The following is a 19568-nucleotide window of genomic DNA, read 5'->3' as shown; positions in this document are numbered from 1 at the left end:
TAGATTGTAGATTGCCAAATCAACTTCTATTTTAATTAAAACAACAGGAGGCAGTTAGTATGAATGCAGATTTTGAAGCGATTCCTTTTGCCCAAATATTGATGGATGGCATACAAGAAATGGTGTTTATTGTAAAAATGAACAATATGGCCTCTATCACTTACGAATTTATTAGCAAAACTGCCATGGAAAATACAGGGCTGAATGAAAACGCATTAGGGAAAACCTTGCGTGAAGTACATAGTGAGGAAAAAGCTGCTCATTTAAAAACACTTTATGCCAAAGCTTTAGAGAGCGGAGAAGCTGTTTGCTTTAAAGACGATTATTATACAGCGGGTGGAGAAAGGCGATGGTGTTCCACACGGATGACCGCTATTGTAAATGAAGCAAAGAAATATACGTATATTGTCAGCGTCGTAAAAGATATTACAAAAGAGAAGATGGAAGAAGCGGAAAAAAATAAAGCCTGGAAGCAGCTCGAAGAAGGGACTTCCCGGTATCGTTCACTATTTGAAAAGAACGGTGATGCAATTTTCACCATCGACATGGCAGGGCAAATCCGAACTGGCAACCTTGCTGTTGAAAAAATAAGCGGCTATAAAATGAGCGATTTGATTGGGAAGAATTTAGCGGATTACTTGGTTGTTGATAACCGGACCCAAGTGCACGATTATTTAGAGCAAGCAAGTAGCGATGCGCCGGAAGATTTTCGCATTCATTTGGTGCATGTGTCGGGCAAGCAAATCGGCTGTTTGATGAAAATGATTGCAATTGAGATCGATGGGAAAACTACCGGCTATTATGCGATTTTGAAAGACATGACTGAGCTGGATAAATTAGCGAGCAAGTATGCCGGCAGTGAAGAACGGTTCCGCATTATTGCAGAAAATGCCCAAGATGTAATCGTTCTGCTTAATGAATTAGGCGAATGCCTATATGTTTCACCTTCATGCCAGACGGTTTACGGCGTTCTTCCAGATGAAGCAATCCGCATGCGGCCCTTGTCGTTTATCCATCCGAATGATTTGGTAAAGCTGGAAGAGGCATTCGAACAGTCGATGTTAAGCGGGAAGTCATGCAAATTACGATTGCGCATCCTTCATCAAACGAAAGGCTGGATTTGGTCGGAATTGCACGGCACTCCCGTTTTTGATGATCAAAATCAATTTATCCATAAAGTTCTTATTTTGCGGGATGTTACCCAGCAAAGGCAGCGTGAAAGAGAACTTGAGTATTATGCCTATCATGATTCTTTAACAGGTCTTCCCAACCGGAGAATGCTTTCGGAGCGGCTGACAGCGGAAATAGAGGCCGGAACCGTTTTTGCCCTTATGGTGCTGGATATGGACGATTTCAAAAAAATCAATGACGAGTGGGGCCATGAAACCGGGGATGCTGTAATTTTGGAATTCAGTAAACGACTGACTAATGCGATTGGCAAATCGGATATCGCTGCACGCTTAGGAGGAGATGAATTCGTTATCCTGCTATTCGATGCCAACACTGAAGAAAAAGTTCGATTGGCTGCCGATAAAATCCATGAAGCATTGGAAAGGCCATGGTTTGTTCAAGGGATAAATTTAAAGGTGGCAGCAAGTATGGGCGCTGCGCTAGCGCCATTTGAAGGCGTCGACTCTTCTAGTCTTTTTAAAAATGCAGACCGCGCGTTATATGAAGTGAAAAAAGCCGGAAAAAATTATCTTAAAATCAATGGATCGAAAGTAAAAACACCAGGCTAAAGAACAGATCGAGCCGAAATTCTTTTGACTGTATTAACGCACCGGAAGGGTTTGCTTTTTGTTAAGCTCTTTCGATGGTTGCTATAATGGCAATAGATAGCTGCAGATAAGGAGGACTGTCGTAATGAAAAAAATCAGCATAGGCTTTATTTCGCCATATGATGCGATGGTTCCAGTAATAGAGGAACTGAAGAAGGGACAGAACGATTTACTGATTACTGCCGTGACGGGGAACCTGGAAAAAGGGGTGGCCTTGGCGAAAGAACTGGAACAGCAGGGGGTGGATGTACTTATCAGTCGTGGCGGAACAGCAAAATTAATACGGGATGCCGTAATGCTGCCGGTCATCGATGTCCATATGTCCGGATACGATTTGCTGCGGTCTATCATGCTTGCGAGCGGCCATCTAGGGGAGAAAAAGGCACTCGTCGGTTTTTCGAATATCACTATCGGAGCTGCCTCCATCGTCAGCTTGCTTGAAATTGATCTGAAGGTGGTAACCTTGGAAGAAGCTTCGGATGTAGAACCTATATTAAACGGTCTGAAAGCTGAAGGATATACCCGGATTCTTGGGGATGTCGTAACGGTCAATGCAGCCCAGCAACTTGGAATGAACGGGCTTTTGATCCAATCGGGCCGTGAGTCGATTCTCCAATCGCTTGAAGAAGCCCGGCGGCTATACAAATCCCAGCAGAAAAATCAGCAGTTGCTTCGCATATTTAAACATTTGCTGACTGAACGGGAACAGGATTTCTTCGTAGCGACAGAAACCGGAAAAGTTTTATATGAAAACTGGAGTTCTATTGAACGCCTGCCGTTGACTTCAAATGAAATCAAAGCCCTGATCCAGCAAATAAAAGATTCGGATTTACCGGTTTTGAAAATCTTTACCGAAGTGGAACGCCCCTTCAGTATTCGGGCAACTTTATGGCAAGACCGAAGCTCCACTCTTTTTTCTTTCTTTTTCAAGCGGTTGTCCACTTCCACCCATGAATTGAATGGAGGGGTGGCCGAGAAAATTCACCAGCTTCCTCCACTAGCTGCAGAAAGTGCTGCCATGAAGAGCATTAGGCACTTACTTGAAGAGCCATTTCTGGCAACAGCGCCTATTATCTTGGAAGGAGGACCAGGAAGCGGGAAGGAAACATTGGCCCGTTATGTGCATGCCTACCACCAGAAGCAAGGATATTTTGCTGTTCTGCCTATCGAAGAGTTGAAAAAATCGTTTAGCGAGCTGCACGCCTTAAAGGTAACCACTTTATTAGTAACGGTATCCAATGCTCCGCTTAACGCTTCTGTCCGGGAAATAAAAGAGCAATTTGCTGTTTTGGCTGCCCAAAATACTCAAGTGATCTTGGCTGCAGAAGAAATGCCTCCGAATCTGATCGATTCTCTAGGGATGCAAGAAGCGGTGCGGATTATACTGCCAAGTTTAACGGACCGGCAAGGCGATTTCGAACTGTTGGTTCACCAATTTCTAACGGAATTTCACCAGACACTAGGCACACAGCCGATTAAAGTCCGTGATGATGCAATGGAGGAATTGAAAAAGAACCATTGGAATGGCGATGTCAACGAGCTGAAAGCCTATATCAAGAAGCTGGCTCTGGCAGAAAAAGAATATGTTATCGAAAAAGGCACGGTGCTGAAAAATCCGTCATCTGCTCTAACTCAACAAAAATCCAAAGAGCTCTTCTTTGAAGGAGAACCAACACTAAAAGAAATAGAGCGGAAAATAATAGAACAAGTGCTGCATGAAGAGGGTTTCAATCAAACAAAAGCAGCTAAACGCTTAGGCATAAACCGGGCCACTTTATGGCGCAAACTTAAAGAATAAGTTTGCGCCATTTCTTTGCATTGAAGTGTTGCAATATTAAACTATTTGATATTTTTTAGTAAAAAACAAAATATATCGTTGCTTTTTTATACAGAACTTTTTATAGTGTTATTGAAAGCGTTTTCTTATTAAAAATTCAATCAATTTAATTTCAGAGGAAAAGAGGGAAAGAAAATGAAAATCAAAAAGACCCTGGAACGCATTCCTGGAGGAATGATGGTTGTCCCTTTGCTTTTGGCTGCAACAATCAATACCTTGGCACCGGATTTGTTAAGAATCGGCGGATTTACAGAAGCGTTGTTTGTCGATAGCGCCAATGCGCTAATCGCGCTATTCCTGCTCTGCACCGGAGCGCAGATCAATGTAAAAATGTTTGGCGTGTCATTGGCGAAAGGTGCAACCCTATTGACGACAAAGTGGGTAGTTGGAGCGGCAGTCGGCCTGATTGCCTATCTCTTTGCCGGTGACAACGGCTTGTGGCTCGGAATTGCTCCGATTGCAGTTATCGCCGCAATGACGAACAGCAACGGCGGCTTATACATGGCGCTGGTCGGCCAGTACGGTGGAAAGGACGATCGGGCTGCTTATTCATTATTAGCTTTAAATGACGGGCCTTTTTTAACGATGGTAGCATTGGTTATTTTCGGAACGATGGGATTCGTTGAAGGGCTGTTTTCGCCAATCACGTTTATCGCGGTATTGCTGCCCATCATTATCGGTATGATTTTAGGGAACTTGGACGAAGACATGCGTTCATTCCTTGATCAGGGAAGCGCCATGCTCATTCCGTTCTTTGCTTTTGCACTTGGGATGGGCATTGATTTCCAAGCCATCATTGAAGGCGGGCTTGGCGGAATTGCCCTTGGATTAATGACGGTTTTCATTACGGGAACAGCAGGATATATGATTTTCAAAGCGCTGAAATGGAATCCGATTGTGGGCGCTGCAGAAGGTTCGACTGCTGGAAATGCAGTAGCGACGCCGGCAGCCATTGCAGCTGCCAACGCCAGTTTTGTCTCAATGGTGGATATCGCAACGGTGCAAGTGGCCGCTTCAACTGTTACAACGGCGATTCTGCTGCCTTTGTACATTGCGTTTTTAGTAAAACGGTTAGAACGAAAAGGATTTATGTTTGATAATGGAGCCTTGATCAAAAAAGGTGCTTGAAGGAGTGCAGACAATGACAGCTCAAATTGGCATCATTTCGGATGATTTTACAGGAGCGAACGACAGCGGCGTCAGGCTTGCGCAGAAAGGCTTGAAGTCAAAAGTCATAATTGCCGAAACGGACGACCTGCAGCATAGAGGCGATTCTGAAATAGACGTATGGATTGTCGATACCGACAGCCGGGCTATGGGAGCGGAAGATGCTTACCGAGCCGTTTGGCAGGAAGTAACCCGTTTAAAAAAGCGGGGTGTAAAAAAATTTTATAAAAAAGTGGATTCCACGATGCGAGGCAGCGTACCGGCAGAATTAAAGGCAATGCAGGAGGCTGCAGCGGTGGATATTCTTTTCATTGCGCCGGCTTTTCCGGATATGGGGAGAACTGTCGAAAACGGAATTTTGTACGTCAATGGAATTCCGGTTGCAGAAACCGAATTTGGCCAGGATCCGAAAACACCGGTCCCGCACAGCTATATTCCCGATTTGTTGGAGAGTGGACAGATGAAAACGGCGGTTTTGACTCGTGGCCTGCTCTTTTCTGACAGCCCCGAATCATGGGTGCGTGAACAAGTGCAAGCCGGGGTGCGCTGGGTTGTCTGCGATGCAACGGAAGAAGCGGATTTTCGCGAGCTGGCAGCGCTTGGTTCCAAATTGGACTTGGCTGTCGGCTGGGCAGGGTCTGCTGGGTTGATCCATCATTTATATACCCAACACTCCAAAAGCAGCCCTCCTATACAGTCGCTGCAAAGACCTGCAGAAAAAGTATTGGTAGTATCGGGCAGCTTATCTTCCAAAACCTTGGAACAGCTGCAGAAATTGAAAATGAGAAAGGCAACAAAAGTAATTGAAATCGATCCGCTCCAATTGCTGAAGGACCCGGCACAGGCTGCAAAAGAACTTTCAGTTTTGATGAAATCCGACAGCTGGGACAGTGCGGCACTCTATGTCGCCGGCACGCAACAGAACCGGGAAAAGGTTCGCCTATGGGCAGCGGAGAATGGATGGACACCAAACCGGACAGGCAAAGGCATCTCGGAAGGGCTCGGGCATCTGGTACAGGCTGCACTGGAAGCGGCCGATATTGATGCGCTTATTATGACTGGCGGCGATACGGCAAAAGATATTTGCAGCATTCTTGGCATTCTGGATATGGAATTGCTTTTTGAAGTGGAGCCGGGCATGCCGCTTGGTATGGTAACATGGAATGGCAAAGAAATGATGGCTGTGACAAAAGCTGGCGGTTTCGGCAACCCGGATTCGTTGGTTAACGCTGTGAATTATTTAAAAGGAGCTGGACTGCATGCAAACAATTAAACCGATTATCGGAATTACGATGGGAGACGCAGCAGGCGTTGGGCCTGAAATTATACTGAAGAGCTTTGAACATGACATTGTACACGAATCAAGCCGGGCGTTTGTCATTGGCGATGCGTCCATACTGGAACGGGCAAAAGGATTTACAGGAAGCACAAAATCCATCAACCGCATCAGCCAGCCTTCAGAAGCGAAATTTGAAAGAGAGGCCATCGATTGCCTGGATTTAAATTTGCTTTCTGAAGATTTGCCGGTTGGCCAAGTGTCGCCAGAAGCGGGAAACGCAGCTTTTCAATACCTGGCAAAAGCGATTAGCCTAGCAAATGCGAAGGAAATCGATGCCATTTGTACAGCACCATTGAATAAAGAAGCCCTTCAAAAAGGCGGCCATATGTATCCCGGGCATACGGAAATTTTGGCTGAGTTGACCGGCACTAAAGATTTCTCCATGATGCTGTCTGCACCGAATTTAAAAGTGATCCATGTAACGACGCATGTCGGTATTATAGATGCCATCAACATGATTACACCGGAACGGGTCCTGCACGTTATTCAATTGGCCCATGACACCTTGACGAAAGCGGGAATTGAAAACCCGAAAATCGCCGTGTGCGGAATCAATCCGCATGCAGGGGAAAACGGTTTGTTCGGGTATGGTGAAGAAGAAGAAAAAGTGATTCCGGCAGTAGAAAAAGCGAAAGCGGCAGGCATTGATGTCCAAGGGCCGCTGCCTGCTGATACGCTGTTTTTCCGTACGGTCCGCGGAGATTTTGATATTGTTGTTGCGATGTATCATGACCAGGGCCATGCACCCGTTAAAGTGCTGGGGCTTGAAGCGGGAGTTAATATCACCGTAGGCCTGCCGATTATCCGGACCAGCGTCGATCACGGAACAGCATTCGACATTGCTGGGACCGGAAAAGCAGATGAAAAAAGTTTAGTGGAGGCACTTCGCCAGGCGGTAGAGCTGGCGCCAAAAAAATAACAGGATTGCACCCGTTTATGCTTTTGCATAGACGGTTTTTTTGTTAGTTTTATTAGAAAATTCAGTATTTACAAATATTTGAAAGACTATATAATGAAATTCAAAGGCTGGAAATTCTGATTTAGCAGACAACGCACTTTTCTCTGGCCAAAAGACAACGGGAAGGTGGTAAAGAAAATGATTGAAAACGCTTTTTATTCACAGGATAAGCACGGTCCATATAAACTTTTCAATTTGGGGAATTTTGAGTTGGAAGAGGGAGGCATTATTCCCGACTGCAAACTGGCCTATGCAACACATGGAAAATTGAACGAGAAAAAAGACAATGTCATTATTATGCCAACGTGGTTTTCAGGGACGAGCAAAGATTACGAATCTTACATAGGAAAAGGCAGAGCACTCGATCCGGTTGAATATTTTATCATTGTCATTAACCAGATCGGAAACGGATTATCGAGTTCTCCGCACAATAGCCTGCCGCCCGTCAGCATGCAAAGTTTTCCGAAGGTGCGCATCGGCGATGACGTACGGGCACAGCACCGGCTAGTGACGGAATTGTTTGGCGTACAGGAAGTGGCGCTTGTAGTCGGCGGTTCGATGGGGGCACAGCAAACGTATGAATGGGCAGTCCGGTATCCGGAAATGGTCAAACGGGCAGCACCGATTGCGGGCACTGCTAAAAACACCATCCATGATTTTTTGTTCACCCAGACTTTGATTGACGCGATCACTTCTGATCCAGGGTGGAACCTTGGGGAATACCGGTCAAACGCAGAAGTCGCGGATGGACTGAAGCGGCATGCGGATATTTGGGCGGTAATGGGTTTTTGTTCGGAGTTTTTCAATCTCGAGAAATGGGACTTGTTTGGGGTGGAGTCTGCCGAAGAACTAGTAGAAGGATTTCTTGAGCCTTTCTTTCAGATGATGGATCCAAATGCGCTGCTCGCTATGGCGTGGAAATGGCAACGCGGCGATGTCAGCCGATTGGCAGACGGCAATTTAGCGGAAGCGCTTGGACGCATTCAAGCAAAAGTATTTGTGATGCCGATTGACACAGACATGTTCTTCCCGCCCGCTGATTGCGAGCGGGAACAGCAAATGATTCCAAACAGTGAGCTGAAAGTCATCCGCAGCCTCGCAGGCCACTTTGGCTTGTTTGGCGGAGAAGGGCCCAGCTACCATGGCCAAATCGACGAACACTTGAAAGCATTGCTGGCAGTACCGGTATCGGAAAGCATTGTCGAACAATGAAAAGCTACTGAATATAAAAAAGCCAACCACTGCAGCAGTGGTTGGCTTCAGACTGTATACAAAGGCTAGATGGAATGTATAGAGACGCATAAAATTAACCGGACCGGCCACTTCGCTTTCCGTGGGCTCAGCTTCAGCCTCCTCGCCGCTTCGCACCTGCGGGGTCTTCAGCTTTCGCTGTCCCACAGGAGTCTCCGTGGCCGGACCGGTTGGGGCGTCTCTCTTTCATCCGAAAGTGAACGCGTAACCGAATGAAGTTCAATCATCTAGTTAAAGAAGGAAAGCGACAACTTTGGGTAGCCCCATGTTTAGGATCCGCAGTGAAAGCCGGCGACTCCTGCGGGATAGCGAAGTGCCGAAATCCACTCGGGACGTAAGTTCCGAGTTAGTTCGGCGCGAGCCCGCGGAATGCGTCCGGCTGAAACGGAGGATCCGGGATTTTCTCTCCAATCGGATATTTATTCAGCTAGCATGTATAAAAATTCTTTTGTCTCCAAGCTCAAACCAACCACTGCAAATTGCAGCGGTTGGCTTTCCTCTATTTCAATCCCAAATGCCCCTTCAGTTCTGCTTTGACAACAGATAATTCCTCTTTGTCCATCATATAATACCAAATTCCCCCAATGGTTTCGCCGTAGCCTTTTTCAAAAACTAGCTGTTCGACATCGGTTGAAGCGCTGCGGTAATTTTTTTGGATGTCGATCATCTCGCTGAACTCCATATTGGTTTTGACATTATTGCCCAAGGCGTCAAAAATTTTTGGATAGTTGAATAGGGTCGTGGCGGAAACAGCTTCCGACATAATGCTTTGAATGACTTGTTTTTGCCGGTCCTGCCGGCCGAAATCGCCGTTAGGATCTTGTTTTCGCATCTGCACAAAGTCCAAAGCCTGGTCGCCGGTTAAGGTCAATTCCCCTTTTTTGAAGTCATCAAAGGCAAAGGCGTTGTCGACGGTAATGCCATCCAAAGCATCAATGACGTCTTTAAATCCTTCCATATTCAGCTGCACCACGTAATCAATCGGAATATCCAGTAGCTTTTCCGTCGTATCAAGCGACATATCAATTCCGCCGAAGGCGTAGGCGTGGTTGATTTTATCCAATCTATCAAGCCCGACGATTTCTGTGTACGTATCCCGCGGGATGCTGACCATTTTAGTGGAATTGCCAGTAGGATTGATGGTCAATACAATCATTGTATCCGAACGCCCGCGGTCATCTTCGCGCTCATCAACGCCCAACAGCAGAACGGAAATGGGATTCTTTTCTTCCAGCACTACTTTTTCTTCGCGCAAAGGGGAGGCTTCTCTTGCAATAGGCTGATGGATTTCATCCAGTGTATTAGAAGCTTTAGGAAAAAGAATCACCAAATATACAATTCCGGCCAAAAGGAGAAATACCATCGAGCGAGTGACCCAACGGCTTTTTTTTCTAGCTCTACTGCCGCCATTGTGTTTGACCATGTTTTTCACCTCTTTCAGGGTATCGAATGCCCTAATTTGAAATGTAAGACAAAGGACATCATCTATTTCTTTTTTATAGCTTAATTGGTTTGAACTAATAGGTCAATAGTTTTAATTGAATTTTCAGAAATAAATAAGTTTTCATTTTATGTGATAAATGGTATGATTCTTGTAAATCAAACAACCTAATTTAAAGACATAATATGTAAGCAATTAGATTCAAATTTTCTGAATAATTTATTTAATGGTAGTATTTAAAGATACATAAGGTATTTTTGATTTTTTATGTGGTTTCGGAAGGCGAAAGTGATTTTTAAAGAACAGAGGTGTTTCTATATGTCTTCAACTTATCAGAATATATCTTGGGCGATGAAATTCCTATTTGTCTTTTGGGCATTATTGATGCTAGCGGGCAGCGGAAATGAGCCGCCGCATCCCATTGAAAGTGAACAGATTCTGGAGTTGAGCGATTCGCAGACTCATTTGGAAATAGAAAATGGTTTGTATATTTTCGAAGACGGTCAAGGAGATTTTACAATTGAAGACATGACCCGCCCTATTATGGACATGCAATTCATGCCGAATATTGAAGGGGCATTAAATAAAGGCTTTACGGAGACCGTTTACTGGCTTCGCTTTCAAGTGCAGAATGCATCGCCTGATAAAACCTGGCTGCTTGAAGTTGCAGCTCCATCCTTGAGCAGCGCAACTTTGTATTCGCCGGCTGAAAACGGGGGTTATTCAGCGAAAGAACTTGGAAGAAACAGTGATTTGAAGGAACGCGAAGTTTACCACCGGAATCTGGTATACAATTTGGAATTGGAAGAAGGAGCGATAAAAACATACTATATGCGGGTTGAATCAGAAGGCCCTCTTCAAATTCCGGTATCTATTTGGGAGTCGAAGCGGTTTGAGGAAAAGGCCCGTACGACCACAGTGTTTATTGGAATTGTCAGCGGCATTCTGTTTGTTGTATTGCTCTACCATTTCGCGCAGTTTATAAAAGTCCGCCAATTGAGTTATTTGTATTTCGTGTTCTTGGCATTTTCATTCATCTTTACTTTTACTTCAATGGCTGGCTTGACCTTGACATTTATTTGGCCGGATCTACTATGGCTTAATGAACAGTTTTTATTGTTGCTTGCCGGCTTCTCCAATGTATTTGTGCTTCTGTTTACCGAAAACTTTCTGGATGTGCGCCGCCATTTGACGAGAGCCAAGCGCATATTCCAACTGTTGAGCATCACCAGTTTAGCTGGAATTGCCATGCTGCTTTTTTCGAATGAGGGGGCCCGTTGGCTAATCCCGGCAATGCTCATCGCCAGTCTGGCGTTTATTTTTTCCATGGCTATCTTCAGTGTACAAAAAGGGATTATTTATTCCCGTTATTTTGCTGCTGCCGCCTTCTTTTTGTTTTTTGGAACAGCCTTTTCATTTTTGACCCTTGCAGGAAATATTCCTTTTACCGGAAGGTCGCATCATGCCGGGTATATCGCAGTATGCCTAGGAGTTTTATTGATAGCATTGGCATTGGCTGATAAAGCTGATGTAAAAAGGCAGGAGAAATACGAACTGGAAAGAAAAGCGATTGAACGGCAACGGCTTGCCATGGAATCATTAAAACATGCAAATGAACGGAAAGATGAGCTGCTGGCTGTGACTTCCCATAATCTGCGGACGCCCTTATACGGCATGATTGGCATTGCGGAATCCTTGCAGGAAATGTCAGCGGGAAGAATTTCCCCAGCAATGTCCCATCAACTGGGCACAATCATTTCCAGCGGGAAAAAACTGGCGCATATGATCAACGATATCCTTGATTTTTCAAAGCTCAAACAAAACACACTGGATATCCATGTTGAACCGGTCCATTTAGCCGATACGGCAGAAACAGTCATCACGCTGTGTGCGCCGCTCGTCAAAGAGAAACAAGTTGCCTTGTATCATACCATTTCCGATAATTTGCCTCTTGTCATTGCTGATCCGGACCGGGTGCAGCAAGTCCTTTTCAACTTGATCGGCAATGCTGTGAAATATACGCAAACCGGAGAAATCGTTGTTTCCGCCCAAAAAACAGGGAAACAAATTAAAATTTCTGTACGCGATACCGGCAAAGGGATACAAGAAGACAAGATTTCTTCGCTCTTTGAACCTTATCGCCCGGAAGAATCCGATGATGGCGAAGGCCGGGGTGTAGGAATCGGTTTGAATATCTCCAAACGGCTTGTTGAACTCCAGGGCGGCTGGGTGGAAGTTGAGTCGAAAGTAGGGACCGGTTCCATCTTCAGTTTTACGCTCCCAATTTACGTGAAAGAAGAATTGGAAGAACCGGAACCGAACGGGAATCTGGTTGTAGAAGAAATGTCATCGGAAGAATTGGCGCATACCATGGCCCAGCGCAGATTCGACCGAAAACAGATACGGATTCTGGTAGTTGATCCGGAAGGTGTGAACCGCCAGATGGTAACCTATCAGCTGATGCGTGAAGACTATGAAGTGGCTGGAGTGACTAGCGGGGAAGATGCGTTGCAGCTGCTTGAAGAACGGCCCATTGATATGGTGATATTGGAGTGGGAATTGGCGGATATGTCTGGAGACGAACTCAGCCGAAGCATCCGGAAAAAGTTCACATTAACGGAATTGCCGATCCTGATGCTGTCGAAAGAGGAAGGCCTCGAGCATAAAACCAATGCCTTTACTGCAGGGGCAAATGACTATTTGGTGAAACCATGCGACAAAGAAGAGTTTATGGCACGGGTCGAAACACTGGCCAATTTACGAAGCCTGACTCAGGAAATCACCAATATCAATTATTTCCTGGAACGCAATATTAAAGAACGGACCATGGCGCTCGAAATCACCAATATGAACTTGGTGACGGTCAACGATGAAATTCAGGAAATCGAAAAATCCCGCAATGAGATGCTGTCCACGATTTCCCATGAACTCGGCACACCGATTACACTGATCCATAGCTACATCCAAGCTGTAAAAGAGAGTTTGATTGATGAAAAGAATCCAAGGTATTTGGATATGATCCACAATAAATTGCTGTTGCTGGAACGGCTGACCGAAGACTTGGTCGAGCTTTCGAAATACAAATCCGGCAACATGACTTTGCGCTTTGAACAAGTGAAATTAGGAGATTGGCTTCAGCGCCTCGTTCTGGGCATGGAGTATGATGTAACGCAAAGCGGGCGCATTTTTGAACATCAAAAAGGAAAGCATGAGCCTTGGCAGGATAGAATGGCATTGTCCATCGATGTGGACCGGATTGATCAAGTATTCTCGAATGTTTTGTGGAATGCTGTCAAACATACATCATCCATCGATGGAAAAATTACGGTGTCTGCTGAAGTGTTTACCCACGATAAAGAAGACACAGTGTTGGATCTGGAAGAGTTTGACGGTGAAGTCATCATAAAAGTAGCGGACACCGGAAGCGGAATCGACAAAGATATACTGCCGCATATATTTGACCGCTTCTTCAAAATGGATGCTTCAGCCACATACAAAGGCAGCGGCCTTGGGCTCGCCATCGCAAAAGAAATCATTCTTTCGCATAAAGGGGAGATTTGGGCAGAAAGCGAAGTGGGCAAAGGAAGTGTATTCTACATCGCATTGCCTTTAAATTTCTGAGATCTGTAAGGAGGGGATTTTATGAGTGAAGCTACTGTGCTCGTTGTAGAAGATGAAGAAGGAATCCGTGAGTTGATCCGGTTGTTTTTAATTAAAAAAGGCTACAAGGTCATTGATGCTGAAGACGGCTATGAAGCCATGGATAAGCTTGCCAAAGAAAATCCGGACTTGATTTTGCTGGATATTGAAATGCCAGGAATCAATGGTTTGGAAGTATGCGAACAAATCCGGATGCAGACAAAAATGCCTATTCTTTTTGTCAGTTACCGCAAAGAGCTTTCGTATAAAATACAGGGGCTTGAAGCCGGAGGCGACGATTACATTACAAAACCGTTCGATTTCAACGAGCTGGAAGCGCGCATCCGGGCCATTTTAAGAAGAAATGGCTGGACCAATGGAGAAGAAGAGAAGCTCTCGGTCTTGCAGTACAACAATATTAAAATTCATATTGATGCACGGGAGCTGTATATTGACGACAAGCCGGTCCACCTTTACCATAAAGAATTCCAGTTGCTTCTGCTGCTTGCCCAGACGCCAAACCGGGTTTGGACCGCTGAACAATTGTATGACCGTATTTGGGGCTATTATTCGGAAGGGGACATCCAGACCGTAAAAGTCCATATCAGCAATTTGCGGCGCAAAGTAGAGAAGGATCCGGCCAATCCTTTGCATATCCGTACCGTCAGAGGGTTTGGCTATAAATTTGCAACTGAGTAAAATGAATCACTTATAATACCTCTATCTTTTGTCTCTAAGACAAAAGATAGGGGTATTTATTTTTTTATTCAAAAATATTTTAATAATTAAAACTATTTAACTTCTTTTTAACCTTGTCTATTTAGTATTAGGTCAAATGATTGATATCAATGAAGGAGGAACAGAACATGATTGAGAATAATTTCAAAATGTCTGATGAACAGCACTTAAGCAATCTGGATAAACAAACAGTGTTTAAACGGCCGGCAGAAGTAGGCGCTGTCAGTCCGGACAGCACATCCATAGGGCTTCATGAAAATATTGCTGGCTCTCTGGCTTATCTGCTCGGTTTTTTTACAGGCTTCGTACTTCTCTTGATTGAAAGAGAAAATCGATTTGTCCGGTTCCATGCAATTCAATCCATTTATTTATCGATCAGCTTTTTAATTGTATTTGTCACCATGGGCATGCTGCCTGTAGTGGGTTGGCTGTCCGGTGTAATCCTATCGCCGATCGGCTTGGTGCTTTGGATCATTCTTATGCTGAACGCCTATAACGGCAAGTATTCAAAAATTGCCTACATCGGGGAAATTGCAGAAAAGCAAGCGCATTAAAATCAGTTCAAAAACAATTAGAAATAGAGGTGTAAGGCATGGAAAGTACGTTCAATGTAAAAGAATTTTTAATCGCTTTACGTAAACGGCTACCGCTGATCATCATTGTGACTTTGTTATTTGTCGCATTGAGCGGAATTGTTAGCTACACGATGATGAAGCCGATTTATCAGGCATCCACACAAATTTTAGTGAACCAGAAAATCACCAACTCGCTCCAGTCCAACGATTTGAATATCGATGCCAATATTCAATTGGTTGAAACGTATAACATTATCATCAAGAGTCCCGCTATTCTATCGGAAGTAATTGAAGAACTGGAATTGAAAGAATCTGTTTCAGACCTGGATAAGAGCATTACCGTATCAAGTGAAGAAAATGCCCAGATCCTCACGCTGGAAGTGGAAGATGCTTCGATGGAGCGCGCTGTACTGATCGCCAATACGACGGCTTCCGTTTTCCAGGCAAAAATCAAAACCTTGATGAATGTCGATAATGTCAACATCCTGGCACCGGCAATCGTGCCGGTAGATCCTGAACCGGTCAAGCCGGACCCTCTCTTTAATATGGCCATCGGTGCAATTATCGGCTTTATGCTTGGAACAGGCCTTGCCATCCTGGTTGAGCAAATGAATACAACAATCCGGAAAGAAGAAGATATTGAAGAAATCACAGGGCTTCAAGTACTCGGAATTGTCAGCAATGTACCAGGCAGCAAGGAATACAAACGGACAACCAATATTAACGAAAAGAAGGAGTTGATAGCTGATGTGGACGCAGAAAAAATCAAAGGGGTCAGCAACCCGAAAATTGGTGGGTCATACTAAGCCCCAAGCATTGGTGAACGAGCAGTACCGTACCATCCGGACAAATATCAATTTTTCCTTGCCAGGCCATGAAACGAAAACCATTTTGTTCACATCGGCTGCAAAAGAAGAAGGAAAATCAACAACTTCCTGCAATATGGCCATTGTCTTTGCAGAGGCAGGAAAAAGAGTGCTGCTAGTCGATGCCGATATGAGGCGGCCGACCCTGCACCATTCGTTCCATCTTAGCAACAAAATTGGCTTGTCCAATCTGCTTTTGAAAAAAGGCCGATTGCAGGACTGTGTGAAAAGAAGCGGTATCACCGGGCTGGATCTGCTGCTGTGCGGCCAGATTCCTCCAAATCCGGCAGAGCTGCTCAGTTCTCCAGTGCTCGACGACTTGCTGGAAGAAATGAAAGCGCGGTATGACTTGATCATCATTGATTCTCCGCCTCTATTAGCAGTCACCGATTCAAAAATATTAGCGAATAAGTGTGATGCTACTGTTTTGGTAGTGAATACAGGCAAAACAGAAAAAGACAGCGTCAAAAAAGCGAGAGATGCACTTGTTACTTCAAAAGCATTTATCCTCGGCGTTGTAATGAATAATTATGAGCTTACCAAAGAAAATTATTATTACCATAACTACAACAGCTAAGGCTTTTTAAAATGAAAGATGAGATGGGGTAATTCAATTGACGATAAAGAAAAGGTTCATTTCATTATTCTTCATTGACTCACTAATCCTTCTTTCCTCCATCTATGCTTGTTATTTGTTTCTGTATCCGTATGCGAGCGTGCTGTCCAATGAAATGCTATTCATTAGTACGGTCACGCTTTTCATTGCTTACCATTCGTTTGCCTGGCATTTCGGTTTATACCGCAAAGTCTGGTCTTATGCATCTGTTGACGAATTGAAATCAATTGTTGTGGCTGTGTCGTTGACTATATTTGTAGCGATGATCATGCAGTATGCATATTCAAGCCAGCTGTATATCAGGACTTTGATGCTTTCGTGGATGTTGCTGGTTTTCTTTATCGGAGCTTCCCGGATTTCCTTGAGAATCCTTCAGGAAGGCAAAATCAAGAAAAAAGCGATACTGAGCAGCCGCACAATGGTAGTAGGGGCGGGACAGGGAGGCAGAATGATTGCAAGGCATATGAAGCAAAATCCGGAATGGGGAAGAAATCCAGTGATCTTTGCAGATGATGATAAAACGCAATGGGGGCTTGAAATCAACGGAATTGAGGTCGCAGGTTCTCTTGAACGAATTCCTGAATTTGTAGCTGACCATAAAATTGATCAGATTGTCATTGCGATTCCATCCCTTTCGAAAAAAGAGATGGCCGAATTGACGAAAATGTGCATCGACACCGGGGCCAAAACACAAACGCTGCCTCGTATCGAAGATTTAATGACTGGAAAAATTAAGATCAGCGATATCCGAGATGTGAAAATTGAAGACTTGCTCGGACGTGAGGAAGTAAAGCTGGATATGGCAGCAATCGAAGAGCAGGTCCAAGGGAAAACGGTGATGGTAACGGGTGCCGGCGGCTCGATCGGCTCAGAAATTTGCCGACAGATTTCCAACTTCAACCCGTCGCGCCTTTTGTTGCTGGGCCATGGAGAAAACTCCATTTACACCATTGATATGGAGCTTCGCAGAAAAGTGCCGAAAACGACAGAAATTATTCCCATTATTGCAGATGTCCAGGACCGGGAACGCATTTTCCAGGTAGTCAACCAGTTCCGGCCGGATATGATATATCATGCAGCTGCCCATAAGCACGTTCCGCTAATGGAAGCGAATCCACTGGAAGCGGTGAAAAACAATGTGTTCGGCACGAAGAACATTGCGGAAGCTGCAGACAAATACGGAGTTGACAGCTTCGTTATGATTTCGACCGATAAAGCGGTCAATCCGCCGAATATCATGGGAGCAACCAAGCGTTTTGCGGAAATGATCGTACAGAATCTGGCAATCAACAGCAGAACCACTTTCTCAGCGGTGCGTTTTGGAAATGTACTCGGATCGCGTGGGAGTGTGGTGCCGCTATTTAAGGAACAGATTGCAAAAGGCGGCCCGATTACGATAACCGACCCTGAAATGACCCGTTACTTCATGACCATTCCTGAGGCGTCGCGCTTGGTGATTCAAGCAGGCCTCCTGGCTTCCGGAGGAGAAGTATTCGTTCTGGACATGGGAGAACCTGTGAAGATTGTCGATCTTGCCCGCAATTTGATCAAGTTGTCCGGCTATGAAGAAAACGAAATCAAAATTCAATTTACAGGCATGCGGCCAGGCGAAAAATTGTATGAAGAACTGCTCGATGCCAGTGAAATTCAGGAAGAAAAGATTTTTCCGAAAATTTATATCGGAAAATCCACCCCGATTGGCCAAGTAGAGATGCTGAAGGTCATCAAACAGCTTCCTGAGATGGATGCCGAAGAAACGAAGGAAGTGTTGCTGAAGCTGGCAAACCGCAAGCGCCCGGAACCGGAGTGGCAGGACGGTTGGAAAGTAGAGGCAAAAGGCGAATATGCTTAATAGCCATTTGGCAGGAAACATGGTCCGGCCCATCATTTACATTTAAAGGAGGAAGTGCGAATGCGTGATTTTACAATGAAAATATACGACAATTCGCCGATTTACTTCCAAAACCTTTTAACAAGCATTGAGGGATATATTGAAACCAAAAAGAAATACGGCCATTTATATTTTAAGTTTCTAAAAAAACTTGGCCAGCGCGACTACACAGATCAAGCGTATGAAAAGGAGTACCAGCAGCAGGAAATGCAGAAATTGATCAAACATGCATATGAGGAAAGCCCATTTTACCGGGATCTGTATAAAAACATCGATCTTGCCACGATTCAAAATGTGGAAGATCTGAAGAAATTGCCGATTTTGGAGAAAGAAGTGGTCAGAAATCATATTGAGTCGATGTACACAATTTCTGAAAAGTCGGCTTTGGTTGCCTATACCCTTGATTCGGCTGGCATCCCTCTGAAAATCTTGTTTACAAAGGAAGATGTGCAAAAACACATGGCGTTTCTCGATTTTTTCAAAAAGCAGCATGGCGTCATCAATTTGGAAATGAAGCGGGCCACTTTCAGCTCGGACCGCTTCATTCCAAAACGGCAGCAGAAAAAAGTTTTTTGGCGGGACAATTACTCCATTAAACAGCGCCTCTATTCCTCGTATTACTGCATTGAACCCAATGCAAAGGCATTTGTGGATAACCTGGACAGCTATAAACCGGACTTTATTGACGGTGTGCCTTCCGCCATTTATGAAGTAGCAAAGTACATCAACCGGAATAATATCATTTTATCTTTTAAGCCAATTGCTATTTTCACAACAGCCGAAACACTTTCTCCAGCTTACCGGAAGGAAATCGAAGAGGCATTTGATTGTCCGCTCCGTTATCACTACGCTTCCTTGGAAGGAGCGCCTTTTATAACGGAATGCATAAAAGGGAAGCTTCACTACAACTTAAGCTCCGGCGTAATTGAAACAACCGAAGACCAGGAAATGATCATCACCTGTTTCAATACGTACGGCACGCCGTTGATCCGCTATAACCTTGGAGAACGGATTGAACTGCTGCAAGATGAAAAAATGTGCGAATGCGGCAATTCCCATCCGGTGTTAAAGGAACTGAAAGGCAAGAAAAATGACTATCTCCAATCGAAGAGCAAAGGGAAATTCACCGCTCTCTATATGTCGATGGCCAGCAGCAAATTTTCGGGCAGCATCCGAAAGATACAGTTTATCCAAAATTCCCGTGATGTGATCGACGTGATGGTCGAAGCGGCGGAAGGGTACACCAACGCCGTAACGGCAAACATTCATGAAGAGATGGAATACATCTTCGGCAAAGACATGCGATTCAATATCCGGATTGTTGAAGAAATTCCGCCCTACGCCAACAATAAATTTAAGTTGATCATCAATAATGTGAACTGAAAAATGTGAAATCATTAAAGGAGTGGACGCAGCTTAATGGGACATTTGAACAGCAACAACCTACCGAATCAAACTATCATTCCCTTGGT

At 44.6% G+C, this 19568-nt stretch carries 14 protein-coding genes; 13 read left to right on the top strand and 1 reads right to left on the bottom strand.

Annotation, left to right across the window (positions count from 1 at the left end; genetic code table 11):
* Window positions 1-59: 59 nt before the first annotated feature.
* The 6 genes from QWY22_RS14345 to QWY22_RS14320 all read left to right on the top strand — a co-directional run bounded on the left by QWY22_RS14345 (window position 60) and on the right by QWY22_RS14320 (window position 8291).
* Window positions 60-1739, top strand: a complete 1680-nt coding sequence (locus QWY22_RS14345) for a sensor domain-containing protein (protein ID WP_300981505.1) — start codon at window positions 60-62, stop codon at window positions 1737-1739.
* A gap of 124 nt (window positions 1740-1863) precedes the next feature.
* Window positions 1864-3576 (top strand): sigma-54-dependent transcriptional regulator, encoded by a 1713-nt coding sequence (locus QWY22_RS14340; protein WP_300981504.1) that lies wholly within the window; start codon window positions 1864-1866, stop codon window positions 3574-3576.
* Window positions 3577-3750: 174 nt separating this feature from the next.
* Window positions 3751-4743 (top strand): 2-keto-3-deoxygluconate permease, encoded by a 993-nt coding sequence (locus QWY22_RS14335; RefSeq protein ID WP_300981503.1) that lies wholly within the window; start codon window positions 3751-3753, stop codon window positions 4741-4743.
* A gap of 13 nt (window positions 4744-4756) precedes the next feature.
* Window positions 4757-6055: a four-carbon acid sugar kinase family protein gene (locus tag QWY22_RS14330; protein ID WP_300981502.1), complete on the top strand. Its 1299-nt coding sequence runs from the start codon at window positions 4757-4759 to the stop codon at window positions 6053-6055.
* A complete protein-coding gene (gene pdxA / locus QWY22_RS14325) occupies window positions 6042-7040 on the top strand; it encodes a 4-hydroxythreonine-4-phosphate dehydrogenase PdxA (RefSeq protein WP_300981501.1) in 999 nt (332 codons plus the stop codon). Before QWY22_RS14330 ends, pdxA begins: the two co-directional genes overlap by 14 nt.
* Window positions 7041-7217: 177 nt before the next feature.
* Entirely contained in the window at window positions 7218-8291 is a 1074-nt protein-coding gene (locus tag QWY22_RS14320) for an alpha/beta fold hydrolase (protein WP_300981500.1), read from the top strand.
* A 538-nt stretch (window positions 8292-8829) separates the two neighbouring features.
* On the opposite strand, the gene QWY22_RS14315 is transcribed toward QWY22_RS14320, so the two are convergent.
* Window positions 8830-9753: an LCP family glycopolymer transferase gene (locus tag QWY22_RS14315; RefSeq protein ID WP_300981499.1), complete on the bottom strand. Its 924-nt coding sequence runs from the start codon at window positions 9751-9753 to the stop codon at window positions 8830-8832.
* Window positions 9754-10089: 336 nt separating this feature from the next.
* On the opposite strand from QWY22_RS14315, the gene QWY22_RS14310 reads away from it, so the two are divergent.
* The 7 genes from QWY22_RS14310 (at window position 10090) to QWY22_RS14280 (ending at window position 19479) form a co-directional block, all read left to right on the top strand.
* On the top strand, window positions 10090-13392 hold the full coding sequence (locus tag QWY22_RS14310) for an ATP-binding protein (RefSeq protein ID WP_300981498.1): 3303 nt from the start codon (window positions 10090-10092) through the stop codon (window positions 13390-13392).
* A 21-nt stretch (window positions 13393-13413) separates the two neighbouring features.
* Window positions 13414-14109, top strand: a complete 696-nt coding sequence (locus QWY22_RS14305; protein ID WP_300981496.1) for a response regulator transcription factor — start codon at window positions 13414-13416, stop codon at window positions 14107-14109.
* A 167-nt stretch (window positions 14110-14276) separates the two neighbouring features.
* Window positions 14277-14702, top strand: a complete 426-nt coding sequence (locus QWY22_RS14300; RefSeq protein ID WP_300981495.1) for a DUF4870 domain-containing protein — start codon at window positions 14277-14279, stop codon at window positions 14700-14702.
* 38 nt (window positions 14703-14740) lie between these two features.
* A complete protein-coding gene (locus QWY22_RS14295) occupies window positions 14741-15529 on the top strand; it encodes a YveK family protein (protein WP_300981494.1) in 789 nt (262 codons plus the stop codon).
* Entirely contained in the window at window positions 15471-16166 is a 696-nt protein-coding gene (locus tag QWY22_RS14290) for a CpsD/CapB family tyrosine-protein kinase (RefSeq protein WP_300981493.1), read from the top strand. Before QWY22_RS14295 ends, QWY22_RS14290 begins: the two co-directional genes overlap by 59 nt.
* Before the next feature lie 37 nt (window positions 16167-16203).
* On the top strand, window positions 16204-18057 hold the full coding sequence (locus QWY22_RS14285) for a polysaccharide biosynthesis protein (RefSeq protein ID WP_300981492.1): 1854 nt from the start codon (window positions 16204-16206) through the stop codon (window positions 18055-18057).
* Window positions 18058-18117: 60 nt separating this feature from the next.
* On the top strand, window positions 18118-19479 hold the full coding sequence (locus QWY22_RS14280) for a phenylacetate--CoA ligase family protein (RefSeq protein ID WP_300981491.1): 1362 nt from the start codon (window positions 18118-18120) through the stop codon (window positions 19477-19479).
* Window positions 19480-19568: the final 89 nt, after the last annotated feature.

It is taken from the genome of Planococcus liqunii (assembly GCF_030413595.1).
In the GTDB taxonomy this organism is placed as follows: domain Bacteria; phylum Bacillota; class Bacilli; order Bacillales_A; family Planococcaceae; genus Planococcus; species Planococcus liqunii.
Note: the sequence above shows the minus strand (reverse complement) of the source record. Positions and strands in the feature narration are given on the sequence as shown.

What these genes read in the sequence shown, in the direction of transcription:
- QWY22_RS14345 (WP_300981505.1), top strand. Translation starts at nt 60, where the DNA reads ATGAATGCAGATTTTGAAGCGATTCCTTTTGCCCAAATATTGATGGAT.
- QWY22_RS14340 (WP_300981504.1), top strand. Translation starts at nt 1,864, where the DNA reads ATGAAAAAAATCAGCATAGGCTTTATTTCGCCATATGATGCGATGGTT.
- QWY22_RS14335 (WP_300981503.1), top strand. Translation starts at nt 3,751, where the DNA reads ATGAAAATCAAAAAGACCCTGGAACGCATTCCTGGAGGAATGATGGTT.
- QWY22_RS14330 (WP_300981502.1), top strand. Translation starts at nt 4,757, where the DNA reads ATGACAGCTCAAATTGGCATCATTTCGGATGATTTTACAGGAGCGAAC.
- pdxA (WP_300981501.1), top strand. Translation starts at nt 6,042, where the DNA reads ATGCAAACAATTAAACCGATTATCGGAATTACGATGGGAGACGCAGCA.
- QWY22_RS14320 (WP_300981500.1), top strand. Translation starts at nt 7,218, where the DNA reads ATGATTGAAAACGCTTTTTATTCACAGGATAAGCACGGTCCATATAAA.
- QWY22_RS14315 (WP_300981499.1), bottom strand. Translation starts at nt 9,753, where the DNA reads ATGGTCAAACACAATGGCGGCAGTAGAGCTAGAAAAAAAAGCCGTTGG.
- QWY22_RS14310 (WP_300981498.1), top strand. Translation starts at nt 10,090, where the DNA reads ATGTCTTCAACTTATCAGAATATATCTTGGGCGATGAAATTCCTATTT.
- QWY22_RS14305 (WP_300981496.1), top strand. Translation starts at nt 13,414, where the DNA reads ATGAGTGAAGCTACTGTGCTCGTTGTAGAAGATGAAGAAGGAATCCGT.
- QWY22_RS14300 (WP_300981495.1), top strand. Translation starts at nt 14,277, where the DNA reads ATGATTGAGAATAATTTCAAAATGTCTGATGAACAGCACTTAAGCAAT.
- QWY22_RS14295 (WP_300981494.1), top strand. Translation starts at nt 14,741, where the DNA reads ATGGAAAGTACGTTCAATGTAAAAGAATTTTTAATCGCTTTACGTAAA.
- QWY22_RS14290 (WP_300981493.1), top strand. Translation starts at nt 15,471, where the DNA reads ATGTGGACGCAGAAAAAATCAAAGGGGTCAGCAACCCGAAAATTGGTG.
- QWY22_RS14280 (WP_300981491.1), top strand. Translation starts at nt 18,118, where the DNA reads ATGCGTGATTTTACAATGAAAATATACGACAATTCGCCGATTTACTTC.